Source organism: Microbacterium sp. NPDC089698 (assembly GCF_044749045.1).
Lineage (GTDB): Bacteria > Actinomycetota > Actinomycetes > Actinomycetales > Microbacteriaceae > Microbacterium.
This window is the reverse complement of sequence record NZ_JBIVHE010000005.1, coordinates 33,172-56,495: the sequence shown is the minus strand read 5'-3', so window position 1 is coordinate 56,495 and position 23,324 is coordinate 33,172. Positions and strand designations below refer to the sequence as shown.

Here is a 23,324-nt window from a genome sequence, read left to right as displayed (position 1 = left end):
CCGCCGTGCGGGAACCGGTCCGGGTGATCGTGCTGTGGTTCCCGGACTGGCCGCTGCGCGCGGCCCTGGGCTCCGAGGCGGACCAGCCCGCGGCGATCCTGCATGCGAACAGGGTGGTCGCCTGCAGCGCGGCGGCGCGCGCCCACGGTGTCAGGGCCGGACAGCGCCGCAGGGAGGCGCAGGGGCTGCTGCCGAGCCTGCGCATCCTGCCTGCGGATCCGGCCAGGGACGAACGGGCATTCCTGCCCGTCCTGCGCCTGATCGAGGAGCAGGCCCCCGGGGCGCAGCTGCTCCGGCCGGGGCTCGCCCTGCTCCGCGCCCGCGGTGTCGCGCGCTTCCACGGCGGGGAGGGCGAGGCCGCGCGCGCCCTGCACACCCGACTCTCCGCGGAGGGGCACCCCGAGGTGCGGATCGGGGTCGCGGACGGGCCCTTCACGGCCGAGCTCGCGGCGCGCGGCGCGGATCCGGTGCTCGTGGTCGACGCCGGCGCCTCTGCCGCCTTCCTCGCCCCGCTGCCCGTGCAGGCCCTGCAGGATCCGGAGGTGACCGCGCTGCTGCTCCGACTCGGCGTGCGCACCCTGGGCGAGCTCACCGCCCTCGGGGCGGAACGGCTGCGAGCGCGCTTCGGCGAGCACGGCGCGCGCCTGCACGCCCTGGCCGCGGGCGCGGACTCCCGGCCCGTCGTGCCGCGCCCGCCGGATCCGGAGCTCGTGGCGGAGGTCGAGTTCGAATCGCCCCTCGGCCAGTCGGACCAGATCGCGTTCGCCGTCCGGCAGAGCGCGGATGCCGTGATCCTCGCCCTCGCGAAGGCCTCGCTGGTGTGCACCGAGGTGCGGATCGACCTCACGGACGACGACGAGCGGGTGACCTCGCGCACCTGGCTGCACCCCACCTGCTTCGAAGCCTCCGATCTGGTCGACCGGGTGCGCTGGCAGCTGGAGTCGCTGGCCGCCGAGACCGCCGCCGCGGGCGACGACGACGAGGCGCACCGATTCAGGGGCATCGTCCGGGTGCGGATCGACCCCATCGCTGTCGACGACGCCGCGCACCATCAGCCGGGCCTGTTCGGATCCGGCACCGACGAGCGGCTGCACCACGCCGTCTCCCGTGTGCAGACGCTGCTCGGCCACGAGGGCGTGGTCACCGCCGTCGTGGCCGGCGGGCGCCTCGTCTCCGACCGGCAGCAGCTCACGCCCTGGGGCGAGCGCGTCGTGCCGGCCCGGCCCGCGGAGCAGCCCTGGCCGGGGCAGCTGCCGGATCCGCTGCCGGCCGAGATCTTCGCTCCGCTGCGACCGATCGCGGTGACCGCGGCCGACGGCAGCACGGTCGAGATCGACGATCGCGGGCTGCTCTCCGCCGAACCGGCGGCCGTCGACGCGTGCGCGGTGCTCTCCTGGGCGGGTCCCTGGCCGGTGCGGGACCGACGAGGGGATCAGGCGGGCTCGTTCCGCGGCGAGCGCCTGCAGCTCGTGGACGAGCAGGAGCGGGCCTGGCTGGTGCTGCACATCTCCGGCGCCGACAGGGCCGGAGGCGACGCAACCGGCGCCGGCCCGTGGTGGGCCGAGGGGAGGTACCACTGATGGGCTTCCACAACCCGGACATGTCGTGGGCCGCGCTCGAGCGCACCCTCAGCGGCAGAGACGGTGCCGGTCCGCTGCATCAGCAGATCGCGGTGGACGCCCCCTCCCGCATGCACAAGCGCCCGCCCATCCGGATGGACGGGATCGAGCGCCCGAAGAACGCGGTCCCCTACGCCGAGCTGCACGCGCACTCCTCGTACTCCTTCCTCGACGGCGCCTCCTCTCCCGAGGACCTCATCGCCGAGGCGCAGCGGCTCGGGCTCACCGCCCTCGCGATCACCGACCACGACGGCTTCTACGGCGCCGCGAGCTTCGCCGAGGCCGCGGAGTCCCTGGCGAACGCGGAGAAGAACGCGAAGGCGGAAGGGCGGGAGGACGCCGGCCCGCCGCTGCAGACCGTGTTCGGAGCGGAGCTGTCCCTCCCCGGCCCCGAGGCGCACGGTCGCGGAGCACGAGGACGCGCCGGGCTCCTGCCGCCCCCGGAGCGCAGGGGCCTGCCGGATCCGCTCGGCGAGCACCTGCTCGTCCTGGCCCGCGGCGAGGAGGGCTACCACCGCCTCTCCGCCGCGATCACCGAAGCGCAGCTGCGCGGGGGCGAGAAGGGGCGGCCGCTCTACGAGATCGAGTCGCTGGCGAATCGCGCCGAGGGGCACTGGACGATCCTCACCGGCTGCCGCAAGGGCGGCGTCCGCAGCGCCCTCGAACGGGAGGGGCCGGAGGGCGCCGAGCGGGCGCTCCTCACCCTCGTCGACCTGTTCGGCACGGACCGGGTCGCCGTCGAGCTCATCGACCACGGCGATCCGCTCGACAGCCGGCGCAACGACGCCCTCGCCGACCTCGCGCTCCGGCACGGCCTGCCCCTGGTCGCGACGAACAACGTGCACTACGCCGCCCCGGGGCGGGCAGAGCTCGCCGAGGCGATCGCCGCCGTGCGCGCCACCCGCAGCATGCGGGAGCTCGAGGGCTGGCTGCCCGCGCACGGCACGGCGCATCTGCGCTCCGGCGCAGAGATGACGGCGCGCTTCGCCCGCTACCCGGGGACGATCGCAGCGGGCCTCGAGATCGCCGAGGCCTGCGCCTTCCCGCTGCGCCGTGCCAAGCCGGCCCTGCCCACGATGAGCGTCCCCCCGGGCGAGACCCCGATGAGCCACCTGCGGGCGCTGGTCTGGGCGGCGGTGCCGGAGAGGTATCCGGAGCACTCCCCCAAGGCGCTCACCGCCGAGGGGAGGAGCCGCATCGAGCGGGAGCTGAACGTGATCGAGGAGAAGGACTTCCCGGGCTACTTCCTCATCGTGCACGGGATCGTGGACGAGGCGAAGAACCGCGGGATCCTGTGCCAGGGGCGCGGATCCGCCGCCGCGAGCGTGGTCTGCTACCTGCTCGGCATCACCGCGGTGGATCCGATCCTCTACGGACTGCCTTTCGAGCGCTTCCTCGCCACGACCCGCACCGAGGAGCCGGACATCGACGTCGACTTCGACTCGGGGCGCCGCGAGGAGATCATCCAGTGGGTCTACGACGAGTACGGGCGGGAGAACGCCGCGCAGGTCGCGAACGTCATCCAGTACCGTCCGAAGAACGCGGTGCGCGACATGGCCCGTGCGCTCGGGCATTCTCCGGGCCAGCAGGATGCCTGGTCGCGTCAGGTGGAGCGCTGGGGGCTGGATCTGAGCCCCGTCCCCGACCACGACATCCCGGACCAGGTGGTCGCCTACGCCGATGAGCTGCTGCGCGCGCCCCGCCACCTGGGCATCCACTCCGGCGGCATGGTGCTCACCCGGCGTCCGGTCGGCGAGGTCGTCCCCGTCGAGCATGCCCGCATGGAGAAGCGCACCGTCATCCAGTGGGACAAGGACGCCGCGGCCTGGATGGGGCTGGTGAAGTTCGACCTGCTCGGGCTCGGGATGCTCTCCGCCCTGCGGCACTGCTTCGACCTGGTCCGCGAGGCCACCGGCGAGGAGTGGACGCTGGACTCGCTGCCCAAGGAGGAGCCCGCGGTCTACGACATGCTCTGCCGCGCCGACACGATCGGGGTGTTCCAGGTCGAGTCCCGCGCACAGATGGGGCTGCTCCCTCGCCTCCAGCCGAGGGAGTTCTACGAGCTCGCGATCCAGATCGCCCTCATCCGCCCCGGCCCCATCCAGGGCGGGGCGGTGCACCCCTTCGTGCGGCGCAAGCTCGGCCAGGAGAAGGTCACCTACGCGCATCCGAAGCTGGAGCCGGTGCTGCATCGCACGCTGGGCATCCCGGTCTTCCAGGAGCAGCTCATCCAGATGGCGACCACGCTCGGCGACTGCACCGCCGACGAGGCCGACACGCTGCGCCGCGCGATGGGGTCCAAGCGAGGACTGGAGAAGATCGACAGCATCCGGGAGAGCCTGTACTCGGGCATGCACCGGCACGGGCTCGACGACGCGACCGCCGATCGCATCTACGCCCAGATCCAGGCCTTCTCCGACTTCGGCTTCGCGGAGTCCCACTCGCTCTCGTTCGCCCTGCTCGTGTACGCGAGCTCCTGGCTCAAGCTGCACTACCCCGCCGCGTTCCTCGCCGGCCTGCTGCGCTCCCAGCCCATGGGGTTCTACTCCGCCGCGACGCTCACCGGAGACGCCCGCCGGCACGGGGTCGAGGTGCGCCGGCCCGACATCCGCCTGTCCGGGGCGACGGAGACCCTGGAGGCGGTGGATCCGGCGGCCACGGGGCGCACCGGACGGGAGTCGTGCATGCATCAGCTCCCGGCCCGCCCTCCCGGCACGGACCCGGATCCGTTCGACCCGAAGGCCCCGGACGAGACCGCCGCGCACCGCAGGGACGGCCGCTACGCCGTCCGTCTCGGACTCGCCGGCGTCACCGGGATCGGCGAGAAGACGGCCGAGCGGATCGTGGCCGAACGCGATGCCCGCGGCCCGTACCGGGATCTGAACGATCTCGTGCGCCGCACCGATCTGACGGCGACCCAGGTGGAGGCCCTCGCCACCGCCGGGGCCTTCGACTCCCTCGGGCTGCAGCGCCGGGAGGCGATCTGGCTGGCCGGATCCGCGGCGGAGGACCGCGCCCGCTATCTTCCGGACACGGTGGTCGCGGTGCAGCCGCCGCTGTTCGGCGACCAGACCAGCTACGAGATCCTCACCGCAGACCTCTGGGCGACCGGGGTGTCCACCGACGACCACCCGCTCGCGCATTTCCGCCCCGGGCTGGATGCACGCGGGGTGCTGACCTCCTCCGCGCTGCGCACCCACGAGAACGGACGGCGAGTCGAGACCGCGGGCCTGGTGACCCACCGGCAGCGCCCGTCCACGGCGGGAGGGGTGACCTTCCTCAACCTCGAGGACGAGCACGGCCTCGTCAACGTCATCTGCACGCAGGGGGTGTGGCTGCGCTACCGCCGGATCGCCCGTGAGTCACCCGCGCTGATCGTGCGCGGCATCCTCGAACGCTCCCCCGAGGGTGTGACCAACCTGCTGGCCGACGCGTTCGAACCGCTGCAGGTGGGCGTGGCGCATCACTCCAGGGACTTCCAGTGAGCGCATCGAGGCGCTCACCAGAACCGCGGCTGCTCCTCCTGCGGAGGACGATCCGTGCCGCCCCAGATCGCGGCCTGGGCCTTGGCCGCGGCCGCCGCCTCTTCAGCGCCCTCGAGCGCGATCGCGGATCCGCGGAGGTCGACGGCCCCGCCGGGGACCGCGTCGAGCACGAGCTCCGTGACCACGCCCTCCTCGGTCGCCAGCACGCTGCACGCCTCCACCCGGCCGCGCCAGGGCAGCGCTCCGAGCTCGGGCAGGACGGATCCCGGCACGCGGTAGACGACGCCCGTGGTGAGATCGCGGATGCGCACGGCGCGGGACTCCTCGTCCACGGCGACGATGCGCCCGACGCCCAGCGGAGCGGAGAGCGGGAGGATCAGGGTCACGGACATGGGTCCACCTTCGTTCAGAACGGTCCTGCGGGCAAGCCGTCCGGCCCGGACCGGGCTCAGCCCCGCGGCACCTCGACCGCGGCCGCCGAGGAGACCAGGGCGTCGTAGTGGCGGTCGACGTAGAGCAGGGGCGCACCGGGCGCGCCCTCGATCACGTCGAGCACATCGAGCAGGACGAGCGCCGAGGGGCCGACCGGATGCGTCTCCCGGATGGTGCCGCGCACCGCGACGCGGGCCGTCGGGAGGAACGGCTCCCCCGTCGGAAGCATCTGGAATCCCTGCTCGGCGGTGAAGCGCGGCTGGCCGGAGCGCGCGAACGCGTCGGCGATGGGCTCCTGCCCCGCGACGAGGAAGTGCACGAGCACGCTGGGAGCCGCGAGGATTCCGCCCGCGCTGCCGGTCGCGCGCGTGACGGAGAAGACGAGCACGGCGGGGTCGGCGCTCACCGAGGCGACGCTCGAGAGCGTGAGCCCCACAGGACCGTCCGGGGCGATCCCCGTCACCAGTGCGACGCCGGCGGGGTGATGCCGGAACGCCCCCTTGAACTTCTCGGTGACGTCGTTCTCCAGACCCGGGGTGCTCATCGTGCTTCTCTCTGTCGTTGCCCTGGGCGCAGCATTCGCGCCCACCCTCAACGGTATGCCCGTTCTCGAGGTGTCGGCTCCGATCCGATGTCAGACCCCCGTGTTGAGATGGCCCCATGACGACGGGGACGAAGATCGACCTGACCAAGAGCCTGGACGGCTATCGCGCGCGCACCGGAGAGTTCCGCCTCGTCGATCTGCCTGCGAACCGCTATCTCGCGATCGATGGACATGGCGATCCGAACACGGCTCCCGCCTACTCCGCGGCCCTCGAGACCCTGTACCCCGTCGCCTACGCGTTGAAGTTCGCCAGCAAGCGCGAGCTCGACCGGGACTACGTGGTCCCGCCGCTGGAGGGGCTGTGGTGGGCGGAGGACATGGACGCGTTCACGACCGCGCGCGACAAGTCGCGCTGGGACTGGACGATGCTGATCCTCGTCCCGGAGTGGCTCGACGACGCGTTCGTGGACGCCGTGGTCGCGACCGTCCGCGCGAAGAAGGCCCCGCCGAGGATCGACGACCTGCGGGTGCTGCCCCTCTCGGAAGGCCTCTGCATGCAGACGCTGCACGTGGGATCCTTCGACGACGAGGCGCCGCTGCTCGCACGCCTGCACGATGAGGTGATCCCGGAGCAGGGCCTGCGTCTGGCGGGCCTGCACCACGAGATCTATCTGAGCGACGCCCGCCGGGTGGCTCCCGAGAAGCGTCGCACGATCCTGCGCCAGCCGGTCGCGCCCGCCTGATCACAACCCCAGGATCTCCACCGCCATCTCGCGCATCTCGACCTTGCGCACCTTGCCGGTCACGGTCATCGGGAAGGCATCGACGAGGTGCACGTACCGCGGGATCTTGAAGTGCGCGAGCCGGCCCGTGGCGAACTCCCGCACGGCCTCCGCCGTGAGCGGCTCCGCGTCGGGCCGCATCACGATCCAGGCCATGACCTCCTCGCCGTACTTGGCGTCGGGGACGCCGATCACCTGCACGTCGCCGACGTCCGGATGGCGGTAGAGGAACTCCTCGATCTCGCGCGGATAGATGTTCTCGCCGCCGCGCAGGATCATGTCCTTGATCCTGCCGACGATGTTGAGCCGCCCCTCCTGATCCATGGTCGCGATGTCGCCGGTGTGCATCCAGCGTCCGGCGTCGATCGCCTCGGCCGTCTTGTCCGGTTCGTTCCAGTAGCCCAGCATGACCGAGTACCCGCGCGTGCAGAACTCCCCCGGCGTCCCGCGCGGGACGACGAGGCCGTCCTCGTCCACGATCTTCACCTCGAGGAACGGCATGACGGTGCCGATGGTCTGCGTGCGCGCCGCGAGATCGTCCTCCCGCGAGGTCATCGTGGACACCGGGGACGTCTCGGTCATGCCGTAGCAGATGGCCACCTCAGGCATGTGCATCTCGGCGACCACCCGTTCCATCACCTCGACGGGGCATGGGGATCCGGCCATGATCCCGGTGCGCAGCGACGTCAGATCGAACTCGGCGAAGCGCGGGTGCGCGAGCTCTGCGATGAACATCGTCGGCACGCCGTACAGCGACGTGCAGCGCTCGGCGTGCACGGCCTCGAGCGTCTTCTCGGGGTCGAACACCGGTGCGGGCAGCACGACGCAGGCTCCGTGCGAGTGCGCGCCGAGCACCCCCATGACCATGCCGAAGCAGTGGTACAGCGGCACGGGCACGCAGACGCGGTCCTCCTCGGTGTAGTGCACGCCCTCCCCCACGAAGAAGCCGTTGTTGAGGATGTTGTGGTGCGAGAGCGTGGCGCCCTTGGGGAACCCGGTCGTACCCGACGTGTACTGGATGTTGATCGGCTGGTCGAAGGTCAGGGACGCCGCGCTCTCGGCGAGCGCGGCCGGATCCGCCGCCGCGCCGGCCTCGAGCGTCTCGTCCCAGGCGGGCGTCCCGAGGAACAGCACCTCGTCGAACCCCACCTCCGCGAGCATCGCCGCGTAGTCCGTCCTCCGGAACGAGGTCGCACTCACCATGAGCCGCAGCCCCGACTGCCCGATCACGTATTCGACCTCGCTCGTCCGATAGGCCGGATTGATGTTGACCAGGATCGCGCCGAGGCGCGCGGTCGCGTACTGCGTGAGCACCCACTCGGCGCAGTTCGGCGACCAGATGCCGACGCGGTCGCCCTTCTCGATGCCGCGGGCACGCAGGCCGAGCGCCAGCCGGTCGATCTCGCCGCGCAGCTGGGCGAACGTCCAGCGCCGCCCGGTGGCCGATTCCACGAGCGCCTCCCGATCGGGATGCAGGTCGGCGATCCGGTCGAGCATCTCCCCGATGGTCTGCCCGAGCAGAGGGGTGGATCCGATTCCGGACGAGTACGAGATCTGTGCTTCGTTGCGCATGAGCACAGGTTGCGACTCCCCCTCGCCGCCCGGCACCCCCGAACGGGGGTGGACCCGTCGGTGCCGTGGTGGCACAGTGTGATCGATGCAAGGAGTCGCTGTGGAGCCTTCGCTGAAGACGGCCGTCGCCGCGGTGCGGCGCGATACCGGCCTGCCCGTGGCCTTCGCCGGCGCGGTCGATCCGCGCGGAGGCCTGTACCCGATCACCGCGACGGCCGGATGCCTGACGTCCGTGCTGGACGGCCTGGTGATCCGCTCCGGCAACGGGCTCGGCGGACGCGTGCTCGCCGGGGCGCGGATCCAGACCGTGACGGACTACCTGCACGACGACGGCATCAGCCATCAGTACGACGGGCCCGTGTCGCAGGAGCGGCTGCGCTCGATCGTCGGAGCGCCGGTCGTCGTCGACGGCTCGGTGCGCGCCGTGCTCTACGGCGCCCTGCGCACCTCGGCGCAGCTGGGCGTCCGCACGCTCGACGCGATGCAGCTGTCCGCCCGGCGGCTGGCGTTCGAGATCGCGGTGTCCGAGGCGACGGCCCGGCGGTTGCAGGCTATGGAGACGGCGGCGCTCATGCGCGACGCGCGCACGGCTCCGACCCGTCCGGAATGGGAGGAGGTGCGGATCGCCCACGCCGAGCTGCGGACACTCGCGGGCAGCGTCGGTGACGAGGAGCTGCGCCGCCGCCTCGACGACATCGCCGCCCGGCTCACCGCGAATGCGCCGGCACTCGAGCGGCCGGCGCTGACAGCCCGTGAGATCGACGTGCTCGCGCTCGTCGCGATCGGCTGCACGAACGCAGAGATCGGCGCGCGCCTCGACCTCGGGACCGAGACCGTGAAGAGCTACCTGCGTGCCGCGATGCGCAAGCTGGGCGCCCACCGGCGGACCGAGGCCGTGACGCTCGCCCGCACCGCCGGCGTCCTGCCCTGACCCGATCCGGTCCGGTCGCCTCAGGGACGCAGGGGTCGCACGGTGAGGATCTGCTGCACCGTCCCCACCGGTCCGCGTTCGTCGTGCAGCACCGTGTCCGTGAGACCGAGCCCGGTCGGGCCGATCGAGACCGTGGTGTCGAAGCCGATCCATTCGCCCGTGGGAACCGCGAACAGGTGACAGGTGAGATCGACGTTCGGGAACGCGACTTCGGTCGGAGCCAGGCGCAGCGTCAGCCCGTTGGCGAAGTCGACCATGCCGAGCAGCCGCGCGATCGGCCCGATCCGCTCCCCCTCCAGCAGCGGGACGCGCGGCCGCAGCCAGCCCCACGCGTGCCCCGGCTGCCGCCGCCCGCGATGGAAGTCCACGCTGCGCACGGCGCCGCCGGGCCAGTGATCGCCCATCGCCCAGGGATCGAGCTCATCGCGGCCCGGCATCGCCGGGAGCGCGCTCCCGGCGAGCGCCCGGGTGTCCGCGGTCTGCATGAACCAGGCCCTGGCGATCACCGCTGCCCGGCCGGCCTGGCTCAGCACGGCTTCGACGAGCTCGATCGTGCGCCCCGGGCGCAGGACGCGGATCTCGAGGTCGACGCGCTCGAGCGGGATCGTGCCGAGGATGTCGTACGAGATCCGCCCGAGCTGCAGATCGCCGCCGCGTCGCTCGGCGTGCTCCCGCTCGAACGCATGCGCGATGAGCCCGAGCGCGGGTGCGATGTGCTGCTCCTCGGTGCTCCACGCGCCCTCCACGGCCGAGGTCGGGCGGAAGGCGGACGCGTCGATGCGCTCGAAATAGGCGGGCATCTTCGGATCCTACGTCGCACGTGACCGTCGTGGAGAACGCGTCGGCGTACCGCGCTCGGAGTACGCGCATTTCATCCCGTGAGACGATGCGGCGACCCGGGGCACCGGGGATCCTGAAGACGGCGGATCCGCCACCGAGTCCTGGAGCGCGAATGACGAACCCTGCCCTGACGTCCCCCGCACCACCGGCGCCGGTGATCTCCGTGCGCGATGTGCACAAGGCCTATGGTCGCGGAAGCGGTCGCTTCGACGCCCTGAAGGGGGTCAGCCTCGACATCGCGGCCGGTGAGAGCATCGCGATCATCGGCAAGAGCGGGTCCGGCAAATCCACCCTCATGCACCTGATGGCGCTGATGGACGAGCCGAGTTCCGGGGCCGTCGCGCTGAGCGGCCAGGATACGGCGACCTTGAAAGGGGCGGCGCTGAATCGGATCCGCAACAAGACCTTCGGGTTCGTCTTCCAGCAATTCTTCCTGACTCCGAATCGGAGCGTTCTCGAGAACGTCGTGCTGCCGCTGAAGATCGCCGGCGTCGGTGCAGGCGAGCGGAAGCGGCGCGGCATGGCCGCCCTCGCACAACTCGATCTCGCGGAAAAGGCCAGGAACAAGGCGGTGAACCTCTCTGGCGGACAGAAGCAGCGCACCGTCATCGCCCGTGCGCTGGTCAACGACCCGCGCATCATCTTCGCCGATGAGCCGACCGGCAATCTCGATTCGGTGACCGGAGGTGTCGTCGAGGACATCCTGTTCACCCTGAACCGCGACCAGGGCATCACGCTCGTGATCGTCACCCACGACGAGGAACTCGCCGCGAGGTGCGACCGGCGTGTGCACATCAAGGACGGGCTGATCGAGGAGATGGAGGCATGAAGACTCTCGATCTCCTCGGCACCGCCATCTCGAGCACCTTCCGCTCGAAAACACGCACCACGCTCACCATCCTCGCGATCTTCGTGGGCGCCTTCACTCTGACGATCACCAACGGGCTCGGCACGGGGATCAACCGATACATCGACGACACCGTCTCCGGCTTCGGGGCGAGCGATGTGCTGACCGTCACGAAGAAGGCCGACGCCGGCACCGCGCCCGGCAGCACGGCACCGCGGGAGTACGACCCGAACACGGCGACCGCCGGAGGCGGGAGGGGCGGTGCCACCACGGTGGCGGTCCTGACGCAGAGCGACCTGGACGCACTCGCGAAGGTGAGCGGAGTGACCGCGGTGAAGCCTGTCCGCGCCGTCTCCGTCGACTACGTGCAGTTCGGCGACGGCAAGAGATACATGATCAGCACCGGTGGTCTCGTCGCCGGGCAGACCGTGAAGCTTGTGGCAGGCGTCGCGCCGAGCGATGCGACCGGCGATCTGCAGCTCGCGCTGCCCACGGACTTCGTCACCCCGCTCGGTTTCTCCAGCGCCGCGGACGCCGTCGGCAAGACCGTGACCCTCGCGGTGACCGATGCGACGCGCACGCAGCACACGATCGAGGCGACGGTCTCCGGCGTCTCCGAATCGACGTTCAGCCTGACCGGGGGCGCCGCGAGCATGCTGTCGAACGACGCGCTGACCGGCGCCCTCTACGAGGCCCAGCAGACGGGAGTGCAGGCCGCTCAGCAGAACAGATACACGCAGGCGCGTGCGTGGTTCGACGCCTCCGCCTCCCCTGCCCAGGTGAAGTCCCTGCAGGACCGTCTCGCTTCGGCAGGGTACAGCTCCACGACGGTCGCGCAGCAGCTCGGCACGTTCAAGGCGGTGATCGACGGGATCGTCCTCGTGCTCAATGCCTTCGCAATCATCGCGCTGCTCGCCGCGAGCTTCGGCATCATCAACACCCTCTACATGTCGGTGCAGGAACGGACCCGTGAGATCGGCCTGATGAAGGCGATGGGCATGGGGTCGGGACGTGTGTTCGGGTTGTTCAGTCTGGAGGCGACGTTCATCGGCTTCCTCGGCAGCGCCCTGGGCGTGCTCGGCGGCATGCTGGTCGGCAGCGTCGTGAGCCGGATACTGGGGCGCACGCTCTTGTCGGATCTGTCGGGTCTGCAGCTCGTGGCGTTCGACGCGAGATCGATCGCGTCGGTGATCCTGCTGGTCATGGTCGTCGCGTTCCTCGCGGGCACCCTTCCCGCGGCCAGGGCCGCTCGTCAGGATCCCGTCGAGTCGCTCCGCTACGAGTAGGTCGGCGCATCGGCGGGCGTGGGAACGCCTCGCCGGGCGCGGTACGTTGAACTCGTCGAACAGAACGCGCTCGAGAGGAACAGCATGCGCCCGTACCTGGACAAGGCGATCCCCGAGGCCTGGAAGGCCGCCTCGGCGTACTCCGAAGCGGTCGCGACGGCGACCGCGGCACGCGGCCTGACCTCTGCCGAGGCCGAGTTCATCAAGGTGCGCGCCTCCCAGCTCAACGCCTGCGCCTTCTGCCTCGACCTGCACATGCGCGAGGCCCGCGCCGCGGGCATCACGCAGCAGCAGCTCGATGTGCTCCCGGCCTGGCGCGAGTCCTCGCTTTACTCGGAGCGCGAGAAGGCGATGCTGGCCATCGCCGAGGCGGCGACGCGGATGCCGGTCGGCGAGGAGGCGAAGGCGGATCTCGCCGCGTCACGCGGGCTGCTGGGCGACGAGGTCTTCGCCGCGGCGGAATGGGTCGCACTGACGATCAACATGTTCAACCGGATCTCGATCCTCAGCGAGCACCCGGTGCGCCCGCGCGATGCCGGGGGCGACCTGATCCGCTGATCGACCACATCCGAAGATCGATGTCAGGAGGTGACGGATGATCCAGGGAACCGACACGAGGCGACCGCCCTCGGGACCGGGATGCGCCGAGTGCGAACGCGACGGTGGCTGGTGGTTCCATCTGCGCCGCTGCGCGGAGTGCGGACATGTCGGATGCTGCGACGATTCGCTCGGACAGCACGCCACGGCGCACTACACGGAGACGGGCCACCGGTTCATCCAGAGCTACGAGCCGGGTGAGGACTGGTTCTGGGACTACCGCTCGGCGCAGATGGTCGACGGTCCGGAGCTCGCCCCGCCGCGGAGCCATCCCGAGGACCAGACCGTGCCGGGCCCGGCCGAGCGCGTGCCGGCGGATTGGCAGGACCGGATCCTTCGTGCCAGGGCGGATCGCGAGGACCGCACCAGCTGAGCGCGAGCACCCGAAGGGTCAGGACGGCGCGCGTCCGCCCCGCCGCCGGGAGCCCGCGCCGATCGCCACCGCGAGGACGGCGAGGATGACGGCGGCGGCAAGCAGCGCGCCTCCGCCCAGCCACCGGTGCGCCGCGGCGCCGGCCACCGCACCCGCGGCGAGCGAGGCCCAGAGCAGGAGCGGGCGCCGCCACGCCGTGGAGGATCGCCCCGTGACCAGGTCGGCGAGTGCGAGACCGAGGCTGACCAGCGTGCCCGTGGCGTAGGTGATGGCGATCCGCGCCCTCCCGTCGGCCAGGTACAGGGTGTTGAGCGCACCCATCGCGCCGGCGAGCAGGGCGAAACGCCACTCCGCGTGCGGCAGCGCGAGACCCACGGCCGCGCTCAGAGCGACCGCGACGGCGCTCCCGGCGACCACGGCGCTGCGTCGCCGGGCATGCACGCCGACGACGACACCGCCCGCGGCCACTCCGACCACGAAGGCCGCGACGAGAGCGAGCGGAAGCAGCGCCCGCGCCGGACCGTCTGCCCAGACCTCGACACCCGCCTGCGTGGAGTTCCCGCTCATGAACGAGACGAAGAACCCTCCGGTCTCGATGAAGCCGACGGCGTCGACGTAGCCCGCCACGGCGCTGAGCGCGAAGGACAGCGTCAGCCCGCGCCGGGAGACCTCTCTCACGCGTCGACTCGGCTCTCTCGCACGGCTCCATCCTGCGGCCCCGCGGCGCTCTGCGGCAAACCGGGGAACGACCCAGGCCCGCCGGAGCGATCCGACGGGCCCGACGCGCGCAGCGGTGTTACGGCGCGACCGTCTCGTTCCGACGCGGCAGCACCCAGCCGGCGCGCGGGAAGTGGCAGGTGTAGCCGTCCGGGTAGCGCACCAGGTAGTCCTGGTGCTCGGGCTCGGCCTCCCAGAACGGGCCCTCCGGCTCGATCGTGGTGACCGCCTTGGCCGGCCACAGACCCGAGGCGTCGACATCGGCGATCGTGTCACGCGCGACCTGCTCCTGCTCGGGGCTGAGCGGGAAGATCGCCGAGCGGTAGCTCGTGCCGATGTCGTTGCCCTGGCGGTTCAGAGTCGACGGGTCGTGGATCTGGAAGAAGAACGCGAGGATGTCGCGATAGGTGGTCTTCGACGGGTCGAAGACGATCTCGACGGCCTCCGCGTGCCCCGGGTGGTTCCGGTAGGTGGCGTGGTCGTTGCTGCCGCCGGTGTAGCCGACGCGCGTGCCGAGCACGCCGGGCTGGCGGCGGATGAGGTCCTCCATGCCCCAGAAGCAGCCGCCGGCGAGGACGGCGGTCTCGGCGCCGGGAACCTGGGTGATGGATCCGGTGTCGGCGGGTCCGCTGGTCATGATGCGTTCTCCTCTGTGGTCTGCGGGGTGGTGGTCTCGAACAGTCCACGGTACGCGCCGTAGCCCTGCTCCTCGAGCGCGGCGGCGGGGATGAAGCGCAGCGCGGCCGAGTTCATGCAGTATCTCAGTCCGCCTGCGTCCCGCGGGCCGTCGTCGAACACGTGGCCGAGGTGGCTTCCGGCGCCGGCCGAGATCGCCTCGGTGCGGACCATGCCGAACGTGCGATCCGTCGTCGTGGTGACCGCGTCCGGGTCGATCGGCCGGGTGAAGCTCGGCCAGCCCGTTCCACTGTCGAACTTGTCCGTGGACGAGAACAGCGGCTGTCCCGAGACCACGTCGACGTAGATGCCCGGATCGTGGTTGTCCCAGTACGCGTTGCGGAACGGCGGCTCCGTGCCGCCCTCCTGCGTCACCGTGTACTGGTGCGCGGTGAGCGCGTCGAGCGCCTCAGGGGTCCTGCGGTAGTCGGTGGGGTTCATCGTGATGCTCCTCTGCTGCCGCCGCTGGCTGCGGCGTCCTCAGAGAGAACGAGGGAGGAGCCGGATTTGGTCCCGTGAAGCTGTGTCCCGACTGTGAGTTTCGCGGACCGCTCAGCGCACGCCGGGCCGCGTCAGCCGCCGGACGACGGCGAGCAGTGCCGCGACGACGACGCACAGCACCGCGAGCGCCACGAACGACACCGTGAACGACGTCCCCGCGGCGAGGGCGCCGATCGCGAGCGCGCCGATCCCGGTCCCCGCGTCGAAGGCGACGTTCCATGCGGTGCTGGCGACGCCCTTCGCGTGCTCCCCCGCGACGTCGAACGCGCGCACCAGGGTCACGTTCTGCATGGTGCCGAACGCGGCGCCCACGAGGATCGCGCCGCCGATGAGCAGCGCAGGGCTCGCGGATCCGATCACGCCGGAGATGCCGGTCGCGATGGCGCCGAGGCCGAGCGCCGCGATCACAAGGCCCGGCAGCACGAACCGCTCCGCACCGATCCGATCGGCGGGTCCGCCGACCGCCCAGCGCGCGAACGCGGCAGCCGCCGTGTACAGGAACAGGGCGACGACCGTGAGCACCGCATCGGGAACGAACTGCGGCGTGAAGGTCGTGATGGCGCCGCCCGCGCACGTGACGGCGGTGAGCGCGAGGATCGGCGGCCAGAGCCGCACGAGGGCGCGACGCGCCTCGCGCGGGCTCTCGTGCGGAACAGCCGCTGCGGCTGCTCCGTTCGCGATCGAGACGGCTGCGGTGGCGCGTGCGTGCTTCGCGATCGAGGCGCCCGCGGCGAGCGCGAAGGGGATCCCTGCGAGCGGCAGCGCCGCGACGGTCAGGGCGACCGGGAATCCTGCCTGATCGGCGATCCACGGCGAGATCGGGGTGAGCACGAGCTGGGCGCCGGCGACCGCGAGCCCGTAGGCACCGATCGCCCTCCCCCGCCGCTCGGGCGGGAACAGCGCGCCGACCGCGGAGGATCCGCTCACGGTCACGATGCCGAAGCCGATGCCGCGCACGGCGGCCAGGGCCAGGACCTGCCCCGGCGCGGTGGCGAGGATCTCGCCGAGCGCGGGCAGGCCGAGCAGCAGGCATGCGAGCGCGAGGCTGACCCTCCAGCCCATCCACGTGCGCATGCGCTCCACCACGAGCTGGGTGAGGATCGTCGCCGCCATCAGCACGGCATTGACCAGGCCCGCGAGGAACTCGTCCCCGCCGAGCGCGACCATGTGCATCGGCGCCACCGGCAGCATCACGGCGAACCCCGCGAACGCGAAGGTCGTCATCGCCAGCAGGGCGGGCATACCGGGCTCGCGCCACGGCGGACCCGCGGGCTTCGCGATCCGCACGGCGTCTCCCTGATCCTGAGCGCTCGTCACCGCGCCACCCTATCGAGTCCCTCCCGGTGCGGAGCGCTCCGGGTCGCCGAGCGGCATCGACGGCACGATCCCCGAGTGCCAGAATGCGGCGTACGGGGGCCGGCCGAGGGGACGTCGTCATGGGCAGCAATCCGATCGGCCCGCGGATCCGCCTCTGTCGGTGCGGCGCCTCGGCTCTGGTCGTGCTCGCGTCGCTGCTGACGGCGTGCTCCGGCGGCGATGCACCGCCGAGTCCCGCCACGACGACCGCCGCCCCGACGCGCTCCGCCCCGATCGCGGGCCTCTTCGATGTCGGCGGCGGACGGAGGATCGCCCTCGAGTACCGCGGGAACGGGCCGGCGACGGTCATCCTGATCGGCGGGCTGCGGGCCGCCGCGGACTACTGGAACCGCACCGACACGAAGCCGACCACGGTGATGCAGGGCGTCAGCGAGAGAACGCGAGTCTGCGCCTACGACCGCCCCGGTACGGTGCGGGAGGGGAACGCGTTCAGCCGATCGGATCCGATCCCCCAGCCCTCCAGCGAGCGCTCGGCGGTCGCCGATCTCCACGCCCTCCTCGGCGCCGCCGATGTGCACGGACCGTTCGTGCTGGTCGGCCACTCCTACGGCGGCTGCATCGCGCGACTGTACGCATCGACCTATCCCGACCAGGTGAACGGGATGGTGCTCGTCGACGCGCTCTCCGAGGCCGTCGCCGACGCGATGTCCCCCGAGCAGTACGCGCAGCTGCAGACGTCCCAGCAGGTCCCGGCCGAGGACATCGCCGCCTATCCCGGGATCGAGCGGCTGGATGCGGACGCCGTGAACGCGCAGCTGCGCGCGGCGCCGCCGATCCACCCCATGCCTCTCACCGTGCTGTCCGCGGACCGCCTCATCGCGCCACAGTGGCAGGCGATGATCGACTCCGGCCAGCTGCCGCCCGGCACGCCGAGCGACCTCGGCGCGGCGGTCGACCGGGCGCAGAAGGTGTCGCAGGACTATCAGGCCCACCTCGTCCCTGGTGCCGTGCACATCACCGAGACGCACAGCGGACACGACATCCCACTGGACAACCCCGCGATCGTGATCAGGGCGATCCTCGACGTGGTCGCCAAGGCGGGCTGAACGAGCGGCCTGGTGCTGACGGTCAGCCGGCCGCGATCCAGGGCCGGGTGAAGCCCAGCACGCGCTCTCCGTCGAGGTCAGCGAGCGAGACGCCCGCGAAGGCCGTCGCACCTTCCGAGCTCTGCCGGCGGAAGCGGTAGTCGTCCGCCATCACCGCCGCGGCGATCGCGGCGCCCGCGGATTCCGGCGTCTGCGCGTTCGCGAAGGCGCCGGCGGTCCGGCCCACATAGGCGGCGAGGAGAGACGCGTAGGGACCGCCTTCCTCGGGCCGCACCACGTTCGCGACGAAGGAGCTCGCGACGGCCGCGGGCTCGATCACCCCGACGCGGATGCCGAAGCGCTCGGCGACCACGGCGAGCGACTGCATGAACCCTTCCACGGCGAACTTCGCGCCGCAGTACGCGTCCGCGAAGGGCTGGCCGACGGTTCCGCCGACGCTCGTGACGGTCAGGATGCGCCCGTTGCCGCGCTCGCGCATGCCGGGGAGCACGAGCTTGGTCAGGTTGACCGGCGCCAGGTAGTTGATGTCCAGCTGGTCCTGGATCTGCTGCATGCTGAGCTGCTCCGCCGTCGCGACGCTGCCCTGGCCGGCATTGTTCACGAGGACGTGGATCCCGCCCAGCTCGATCTCGATCTCGGCGACGAGTCGTGCCGCGGCCTCGTGATCCACGACGTCGAGCGGGCGCACATCGATCTCGACGCCGGCGGCGGCCGCGGCCTCCCGCAGGGGCGCCGCCCGGCCCACGTCGCGCATCGTCGCGACGACATGCAGTCCGCGACGGGCGAGTTCGACAGCGGCATGCAGGCCCATGCCCGAGGAGGTTCCGGTGATCAGTGCGACGTCAGTCATGCGAGAACACTATGCCTCGCACTCATGAGACGGGGATCGAGATCCTCGCTCCGGTCGGAACTCGCGGGCGGGCGCGGACCCGGCTATGCGGATCCTGCGATGCCGCCCTGCTCCCGTATCGCCAGCGCGAGCCGGATCAGGGGCAGGTCTGCGCGCGGGATCACGACCGTGACCACGATCTCGGGTGAGAGCTGGGCGCCGATGCCGTACACGAAGGGATCCGTGTCGATCTCGACGGCGTCGACCTCGTGACCGTCGACTTCGAGCCGCGCTCTGGGGTTCACGGCGGATGGTCGCGCGTGCCAGGGCTCGTCCCCCGGCGGGCCGCTCGGCGGGCCGTCGGGGATGCCGAGCTCGGCCCGGAAGCGGTTCATCAGGATGTAGTTGACGTGCTGCACGAGCTGGTTCGGGAGCGATTGGTACTCCTGCGCATCGGCCGTCCAGGTGGTGCGGACCGCCTCCCAGAGCATGGGGTACCGCATGAGTTCGGCCTGCTCGATGAGCCACCGGGGACGAGGCCATGGCGGATCCCGATCGAGGGATTCGCGGGTGATCTCGTCGAGTTCGGCGAGGTTCGCAGGGTCGTCGTGGTCGTCCGGGTTGCGCCACAGCGTGTACGTGACCGAAACCGCGGTCTGCGTCGACCGCTCGAAGCCTCCGACGAACGCGAGGCCGATGCTGTCGAGGTCCTCGAGCGACGGCTGCGGCACCAGACCGTAGATCGCGAATGGGAGCGCGCGCACCATCTCCGCGCGTTCGATCCTCGGATCGGGAGCGTCGGGAGGCAGGACTCCGGAGATCCACATGCCCCGAGCCTGACCGAGAAGAGGGTCCGCGACAACCCCTTCGTCTATGCGAGCGGGCCCCTCGGTGCGTATGCACGGAGGAACACGTCGACGGCGCCCTCGACGTGCTCCTCGATCTCGGCACGGGTGAGGATCGCGTCGTCGCCGAGCAGCATCGCCCGGTTGATCGGCTCCCCCATGACGAGCCAGTTCAACTGCGTCGCGGCCGCCACCGGGTCCGCGATCTCCAGCGCGCCCGTCGCAGCGATGCCTGCGAGAAGCTCGGCGAGCACCTCGATCGCGTACGCCGGGCCGTTGCGGTACAGCGCCCCGGCCAGCTCAGGAGATCTCGTGAGTTCGCCGATCACCAGGCGGCGGAGGGCGAGCACACGGGGATCGAGCACCTGAGCCAGCTGCACGACCAGGCGCTCACGCAGCAGCTCCCGGGGGTCGGAGGTCTCCTCCATGTCGGGAGACGCGGCGAAGGCCGCCCCTCTGGCGCCGGTCGTGCTCGTCGTGACCAGTTCGAGGAACAGCGCCCTCTTGCTGCCGAAGTGCGTGTAGAGCGTCTGCTTCGCGACGCCGGACTCGTGGGCGATCGACTCCATCGTGACCGACTCGTATCCGGTCGCGAGGAACTGCTTCTCCGCGGCGTCCAGCGCGGCCTCGCGCTTGAGCTTCGAACTCGGTCGCATCCGCTCACCCCCTTGCCGAAATCATACCGAAGAGTCTATTCTCCAAACAAGACCGATGAGTCCAATAACTGGAGGAAACGCGATGCTGACCACCCTCGACACCCCCGTGGAGTTCGACGCGACACTGCGGATCGCCCCCGAGACCGGATCCTGGACGGTCTTCGACATCCCGGGATCCCGTGAGATCTTCGGCACCGGGAATCCGGTGAAGGTCACCGGAGCCATCGACGGGCACCCGATGGCCATCACGCTCATGCCGACCGGCAACGGCGCACACGAGGGCCCGGTCAAGGCGGAGCTGCGCAAGGCCATCGGCAAGGCCGCCGGCGATGCGGTGCGCATCCGGCTCGACGGGAGGGCGTCGTGAGCACGCTGACCACCGCCGCAGGAGACACCGTCACCTACGACCACTACGGCCCGGCGGACGCCCCCGGGGTTCTTTTCATCGCCGGCGCCGGCCCCACGCGCGCCGATGATCCGGTGACGACCGAGACCGCACGTCTGCTCGGCGAGAGCGGCGTGCAGGCCGTGGTGCACGACAGGGTCGGGCGCGGCGACTCCCCCGCCGCCGGCCCCGTCTCGCTCGAGCGCGAGATCGCGGCGATCGCCGCACTCGCTGCGACGATGCCGGGACCCGTCGCGCTCGTCGGCCACTCGTCCGGATGCGCGATCGCGATGATCGCGGCGTCCGACATGCCGGACCTCGGCGGCCTCGTCCTGTGGGAGGCGCCCCTGGGCCAGTTCCCCGAGGGGGCGCCCGCGTGGTGGGCGGGAGTCGAGGCGCACATCGCCGCCGGCCGCCTGGAGGATGCGGTGGGCGCGTACATGGTCGGCATGCCTCCGGAGTGGCTCGACGAGCTTCGGCGGTCGCCCTCTTATCCCGGGCTGATCCACTCGTGGATTCCGGACGGCACCGCCCTCGCCCGCGTCGAGGAGGACGGAGTAGCCGCCCGACTGAGCGGGATCACCGTGCCCGTCCTCGCAGTGGTGGGCACCGACACCTTTCCCGGGATGGCCGAGGCCGCGGACGCGATCGCCGATGCCGCAGCCACCGGCGCCAGCGAAAGTCTCACCGGCGCCTGGCACAGCTGGGATCCGGCGGTGATGAGCGCACGGCTGGCTGCGCTCGTGCAGGACGGACGCTGACGCCGACACTCGCCGCGCCCGGGCGCGCCCGCGTTCGCGGTGGCCCCAGGAGTCGGCTAGGATTGTGGAGTTGCCCGCGCTTCGGTGCGGACAACGGGCTGTGGCGCAGCTTGGTAGCGCACTTGACTGGGGGTCAAGGGGTCGCAGGTTCAAATCCTGTCAGCCCGACCAGAACGCAAGAGGAGGGATGATCCGCGAGGATCATCCCTCCTCTTGCGTTTACCTGTATCCGACCACGCTCAGTCGCCTAGCTCCCGACGCTGACGCATCCGTCCCCCGGCGTCGAGTTCGATGATGGTGTCGATGCCGATCCGCTCCAGGAATGCGAAGTCGTGGCTGACGATCAGCAGTGCTCCGCGGTACGCGTCGAGGGCCTCCGCCAGCTGCTCGACGCTGGCGATGTCGAGGTTGTTGGTCGGCTCGTCCAGGATCAGCAGCTGGGCGGGCGGCTCGGCGAGGAGCAGCCGGGCGAGCGAGACACGGAACCGCTCACCGCCGGAGAGCGTACGCACAGGCCGATCGACGCTGTCGCCCCGCAGGAGCAGCCGCGCCAATTGGTTGCGGATGGTTCCGGACGGCGTGCCGGGAGCGACCGCCTGCACGTTGTCGATCGCGCTGGCGTCGTCGTCGAGTCCGTCCAGACGCTGCGGAAGGAATCCGACGAGCTCGGTCACGAGGCGGCCATGGGGCCGCCCGGTGACCGGCTCCGTCCGCCCCAGGAGCTGTTCGATCAGGGTCGACTTCCCTGACCCGTTCGCGCCGATGAGCGCGACGCGCTCAGGCCCCTGGATCACGATCGTCCGGCCCTGGTCCTCCAGTTCGGCGAGCCGCCTGCCACGGGGCACGTCGGGATCGGGCAGGACGAGGTGGATGTGCTCCTCGTCACGGACTCGCGCATCCGCGGCGTCGACTGCGGCCTGCGCGGCCTGCACCTTTTCGTCGAGCGTCGAGCGCATCGAGCCCGCCGACGCCTGCGCCTTGCTCGCGCGATTCCCGGCGAGGATCTTCGGGATGCCGCCGTCCTTCTGCGTCTTCTTCCCCGTCCGCTCACGGCGCGCCAGCTTCGTCTCCGCCTCGACGCGCTGCTTCTTCTCGACCTTCAGCGTCTGCTGCGCCGAACGCGCGGCCTGCACCGCGGCGGCCTGCTCCTGCAGTTGCTGCTCCTTCCACGCGCTGTACGGACCGCCGAACGTCTCCAGCCTCCCGCTGTACAGCTCGGCGGTGTCATCCATGTGCTCGAGCAGCTCGAGGTCATGGCTGACCACGACGAGCGCACCAGGCCACTGGTCGACGAGCTCGGCCAGTTTCGCGCGCGTGGGGCGATCGAGATTGTTGGTGGGCTCGTCGAGGACGGTGATCGGGGTGCGGCGGATGCGCAGCCCGGTGATCGCGATGAGCATCCCCTCTCCCCCGGAGACCTCGGCGATCCGGCGATCGAGATGGGCGGCCGAGAAGCCGATCTGATCCAGTGCCTCCGCGGCGCGGGACTCGATGTCCCAGTCGTCGCCGATCTCATCGAAGTGGCGCTGGTCGACGTCGCCGGACTCGATCGCCGTGATCGCGTCGAGGATCGACCGGATGCCGAGCAGCTCTGCGATCGTCGTGTCCTGTCGCAGCGTGAGCGTCTGCGGCAGGTGACCGACCTCGCCGCTCGTGTCGACGTGCCCCGAAGTGGGGCGCAGCTCGCCTGTGATGAGGCGGAGCAGTGTGGATTTGTCGGCGCCGTTGCGGCCGACCAACCCCGTCCGGCCGGTGCCGAAGGTGCCGTTGACGCGGTCGAGCGCGACTGTGCCGTCCGGCCATTCCAGGGTCAGATCGCGCAGCGTGATGGCGGATTTCGTGGACATTGCGGCAGTTCTCTCTTCTCTGCCGTCGCGCACTGGAGGGCGCGACGAAAGCAGTTCCGTATCGGGAGCGCCGGCGGAGCCGGCAGGTCAACCGACCGCGGATACGAGTGCCGTTCAGCGGGAAGTCACGCCGAAGGCGAACCAGAGCAGAGCCTTGCGCTCGCATTCAGGCACTCGAGACCGGGGTCGGAACGAGGCGAACATGCCGATGAGCAACACGCAGTGTCGACGTCTCGGAAGGAGACGGACCCGTGCAGGAACGAAGATCATTCACTGATGCGGCCGACAGCCGCACACGCGAAAGCCACCGGCAGTTCGGTGGCTAGGCTCTGTCGACCTCGATCGTTTCCATCACCGCAACCCTACCAGCCGGAGAC

The 23,324-nt window shown here is 71.0% G+C and carries 23 protein-coding genes and 1 tRNA gene; 12 read left to right on the top strand and 12 right to left on the bottom strand.

Annotated elements, in window-relative coordinates; translation table 11 throughout:
* Window positions 1–5 precede the first annotated feature (5 nt).
* Window positions 6–1,580, top strand: a complete 1,575-nt coding sequence (locus ACIPY5_RS14035) for a DNA polymerase Y family protein (RefSeq protein WP_400971713.1) — start codon at window positions 6–8, stop codon at window positions 1,578–1,580.
* A complete protein-coding gene (locus tag ACIPY5_RS14030; protein WP_400971711.1) occupies window positions 1,580–5,104 on the top strand; it encodes an error-prone DNA polymerase in 3,525 nt (1,174 codons plus the stop codon). The genes ACIPY5_RS14035 and ACIPY5_RS14030 overlap by 1 nt, the downstream gene beginning before the upstream one ends.
* A gap of 14 nt (window positions 5,105–5,118) precedes the next feature.
* Here ACIPY5_RS14030 and ACIPY5_RS14025 read toward each other — a convergent pair whose 3' ends face one another.
* Both ACIPY5_RS14025 and ACIPY5_RS14020 read right to left on the bottom strand, forming a co-directional pair.
* Window positions 5,119–5,496 carry a hypothetical protein gene (locus ACIPY5_RS14025; protein WP_309341267.1) on the bottom strand — a complete coding sequence of 126 codons (378 nt, stop codon included), beginning with the start codon at window positions 5,494–5,496 and terminating at the stop codon, window positions 5,119–5,121.
* 56 nt (window positions 5,497–5,552) lie between these two features.
* The gene (locus tag ACIPY5_RS14020) at window positions 5,553–6,080 is read right to left on the bottom strand and encodes a flavin reductase family protein (protein ID WP_309341269.1); all 528 of its coding nucleotides are present in this window, start codon (window positions 6,078–6,080) and stop codon (window positions 5,553–5,555) included.
* A gap of 116 nt (window positions 6,081–6,196) precedes the next feature.
* On the opposite strand from ACIPY5_RS14020, the gene ACIPY5_RS14015 reads away from it, so the two are divergent.
* Window positions 6,197–6,823 (top strand): GyrI-like domain-containing protein, encoded by a 627-nt coding sequence (locus ACIPY5_RS14015; protein WP_400971708.1) that lies wholly within the window; start codon window positions 6,197–6,199, stop codon window positions 6,821–6,823.
* On the opposite strand, the gene ACIPY5_RS14010 is transcribed toward ACIPY5_RS14015, so the two are convergent.
* Window positions 6,824–8,434 (bottom strand): AMP-binding protein, encoded by a 1,611-nt coding sequence (locus ACIPY5_RS14010; RefSeq protein ID WP_400971706.1) that lies wholly within the window; start codon window positions 8,432–8,434, stop codon window positions 6,824–6,826.
* Window positions 8,435–8,534: 100 nt separating this feature from the next.
* Here ACIPY5_RS14010 and ACIPY5_RS14005 point away from each other — a divergent pair, with 100 nt between their 5' ends.
* Window positions 8,535–9,365, top strand: a complete 831-nt coding sequence (locus ACIPY5_RS14005; protein ID WP_400971704.1) for a LuxR C-terminal-related transcriptional regulator — start codon at window positions 8,535–8,537, stop codon at window positions 9,363–9,365.
* 20 nt (window positions 9,366–9,385) lie between these two features.
* On the opposite strand, the gene ACIPY5_RS14000 is transcribed toward ACIPY5_RS14005, so the two are convergent.
* Entirely contained in the window at window positions 9,386–10,165 is a 780-nt protein-coding gene (locus ACIPY5_RS14000; RefSeq protein WP_400971702.1) for a thioesterase family protein, read from the bottom strand.
* Between the two features lie 152 nt (window positions 10,166–10,317).
* Between ACIPY5_RS14000 and ACIPY5_RS13995 the strand changes: the two genes are divergently transcribed.
* The 4 genes from ACIPY5_RS13995 (at window position 10,318) to ACIPY5_RS13980 (ending at window position 13,308) form a co-directional block, all read left to right on the top strand.
* Complete coding sequence (locus ACIPY5_RS13995) at window positions 10,318–11,034, top strand: ABC transporter ATP-binding protein (protein ID WP_400972144.1); 717 nt, start codon at window positions 10,318–10,320, stop codon at window positions 11,032–11,034.
* Window positions 11,031–12,338 (top strand): ABC transporter permease, encoded by a 1,308-nt coding sequence (locus tag ACIPY5_RS13990; protein ID WP_400971700.1) that lies wholly within the window; start codon window positions 11,031–11,033, stop codon window positions 12,336–12,338. Before ACIPY5_RS13995 ends, ACIPY5_RS13990 begins: the two co-directional genes overlap by 4 nt.
* 84 nt (window positions 12,339–12,422) lie before the next feature.
* A complete protein-coding gene (locus ACIPY5_RS13985; RefSeq protein ID WP_309340739.1) occupies window positions 12,423–12,896 on the top strand; it encodes a carboxymuconolactone decarboxylase family protein in 474 nt (157 codons plus the stop codon).
* Between the two features lie 37 nt (window positions 12,897–12,933).
* Window positions 12,934–13,308 carry a UBP-type zinc finger domain-containing protein gene (locus tag ACIPY5_RS13980; protein ID WP_309340737.1) on the top strand — a complete coding sequence of 125 codons (375 nt, stop codon included), beginning with the start codon at window positions 12,934–12,936 and terminating at the stop codon, window positions 13,306–13,308.
* Between the two features lie 18 nt (window positions 13,309–13,326).
* On the opposite strand, the gene ACIPY5_RS13975 is transcribed toward ACIPY5_RS13980, so the two are convergent.
* The 4 genes from ACIPY5_RS13975 to ACIPY5_RS13960 form a co-directional block, all read right to left on the bottom strand.
* On the bottom strand, window positions 13,327–13,986 hold the full coding sequence (locus tag ACIPY5_RS13975) for a DUF1275 family protein (RefSeq protein WP_400971697.1): 660 nt from the start codon (window positions 13,984–13,986) through the stop codon (window positions 13,327–13,329).
* A 118-nt stretch (window positions 13,987–14,104) separates the two neighbouring features.
* Window positions 14,105–14,662 (bottom strand): peptide-methionine (S)-S-oxide reductase MsrA, encoded by a 558-nt coding sequence (msrA, locus tag ACIPY5_RS13970; protein ID WP_400971695.1) that lies wholly within the window; start codon window positions 14,660–14,662, stop codon window positions 14,105–14,107.
* A complete protein-coding gene (gene msrB, locus ACIPY5_RS13965; protein ID WP_400971693.1) occupies window positions 14,659–15,141 on the bottom strand; it encodes a peptide-methionine (R)-S-oxide reductase MsrB in 483 nt (160 codons plus the stop codon). The genes msrA and msrB overlap by 4 nt, the downstream gene beginning before the upstream one ends.
* A 111-nt stretch (window positions 15,142–15,252) precedes the next feature.
* Window positions 15,253–16,518 carry an MFS transporter gene (locus tag ACIPY5_RS13960; protein WP_400971691.1) on the bottom strand — a complete coding sequence of 422 codons (1,266 nt, stop codon included), beginning with the start codon at window positions 16,516–16,518 and terminating at the stop codon, window positions 15,253–15,255.
* 119 nt (window positions 16,519–16,637) lie between these two features.
* Between ACIPY5_RS13960 and ACIPY5_RS13955 the strand changes: the two genes are divergently transcribed.
* Entirely contained in the window at window positions 16,638–17,624 is a 987-nt protein-coding gene (locus ACIPY5_RS13955; protein ID WP_400971689.1) for an alpha/beta fold hydrolase, read from the top strand.
* Between the two features lie 22 nt (window positions 17,625–17,646).
* Here the strand turns inward: ACIPY5_RS13955 and ACIPY5_RS13950 are convergent, their stop codons facing one another.
* The 3 genes from ACIPY5_RS13950 to ACIPY5_RS13940 form a co-directional block, all read right to left on the bottom strand.
* Window positions 17,647–18,474, bottom strand: a complete 828-nt coding sequence (locus ACIPY5_RS13950) for an SDR family NAD(P)-dependent oxidoreductase (protein WP_400971687.1) — start codon at window positions 18,472–18,474, stop codon at window positions 17,647–17,649.
* Between the two features lie 83 nt (window positions 18,475–18,557).
* Window positions 18,558–19,280, bottom strand: coding sequence for a hypothetical protein (locus ACIPY5_RS13945; RefSeq protein ID WP_400971685.1), 723 nt, complete (start codon window positions 19,278–19,280; stop codon window positions 18,558–18,560).
* A 44-nt stretch (window positions 19,281–19,324) separates the two neighbouring features.
* Entirely contained in the window at window positions 19,325–19,954 is a 630-nt protein-coding gene (locus ACIPY5_RS13940; RefSeq protein ID WP_400971683.1) for a TetR/AcrR family transcriptional regulator, read from the bottom strand.
* Window positions 19,955–20,036: 82 nt separating this feature from the next.
* On the opposite strand from ACIPY5_RS13940, the gene ACIPY5_RS13935 reads away from it, so the two are divergent.
* The 3 genes from ACIPY5_RS13935 (at window position 20,037) to ACIPY5_RS13925 (ending at window position 21,271) form a co-directional block, all read left to right on the top strand.
* Window positions 20,037–20,321, top strand: a complete 285-nt coding sequence (locus tag ACIPY5_RS13935; RefSeq protein ID WP_400971681.1) for a DUF1905 domain-containing protein — start codon at window positions 20,037–20,039, stop codon at window positions 20,319–20,321.
* Window positions 20,318–21,100, top strand: coding sequence for an alpha/beta fold hydrolase (locus tag ACIPY5_RS13930; RefSeq protein ID WP_400971679.1), 783 nt, complete (start codon window positions 20,318–20,320; stop codon window positions 21,098–21,100). The genes ACIPY5_RS13935 and ACIPY5_RS13930 overlap by 4 nt, the downstream gene beginning before the upstream one ends.
* Window positions 21,101–21,194: 94 nt before the next feature.
* Window positions 21,195–21,271: transfer RNA gene (locus tag ACIPY5_RS13925), tRNA-Pro, on the top strand.
* A gap of 68 nt (window positions 21,272–21,339) precedes the next feature.
* Here the strand turns inward: ACIPY5_RS13925 and ACIPY5_RS13920 are convergent.
* Entirely contained in the window at window positions 21,340–22,947 is a 1,608-nt protein-coding gene (locus tag ACIPY5_RS13920) for an ABC-F family ATP-binding cassette domain-containing protein (RefSeq protein ID WP_400971677.1), read from the bottom strand.
* Between the last annotated feature and the right edge of the window lie 377 nt (window positions 22,948–23,324).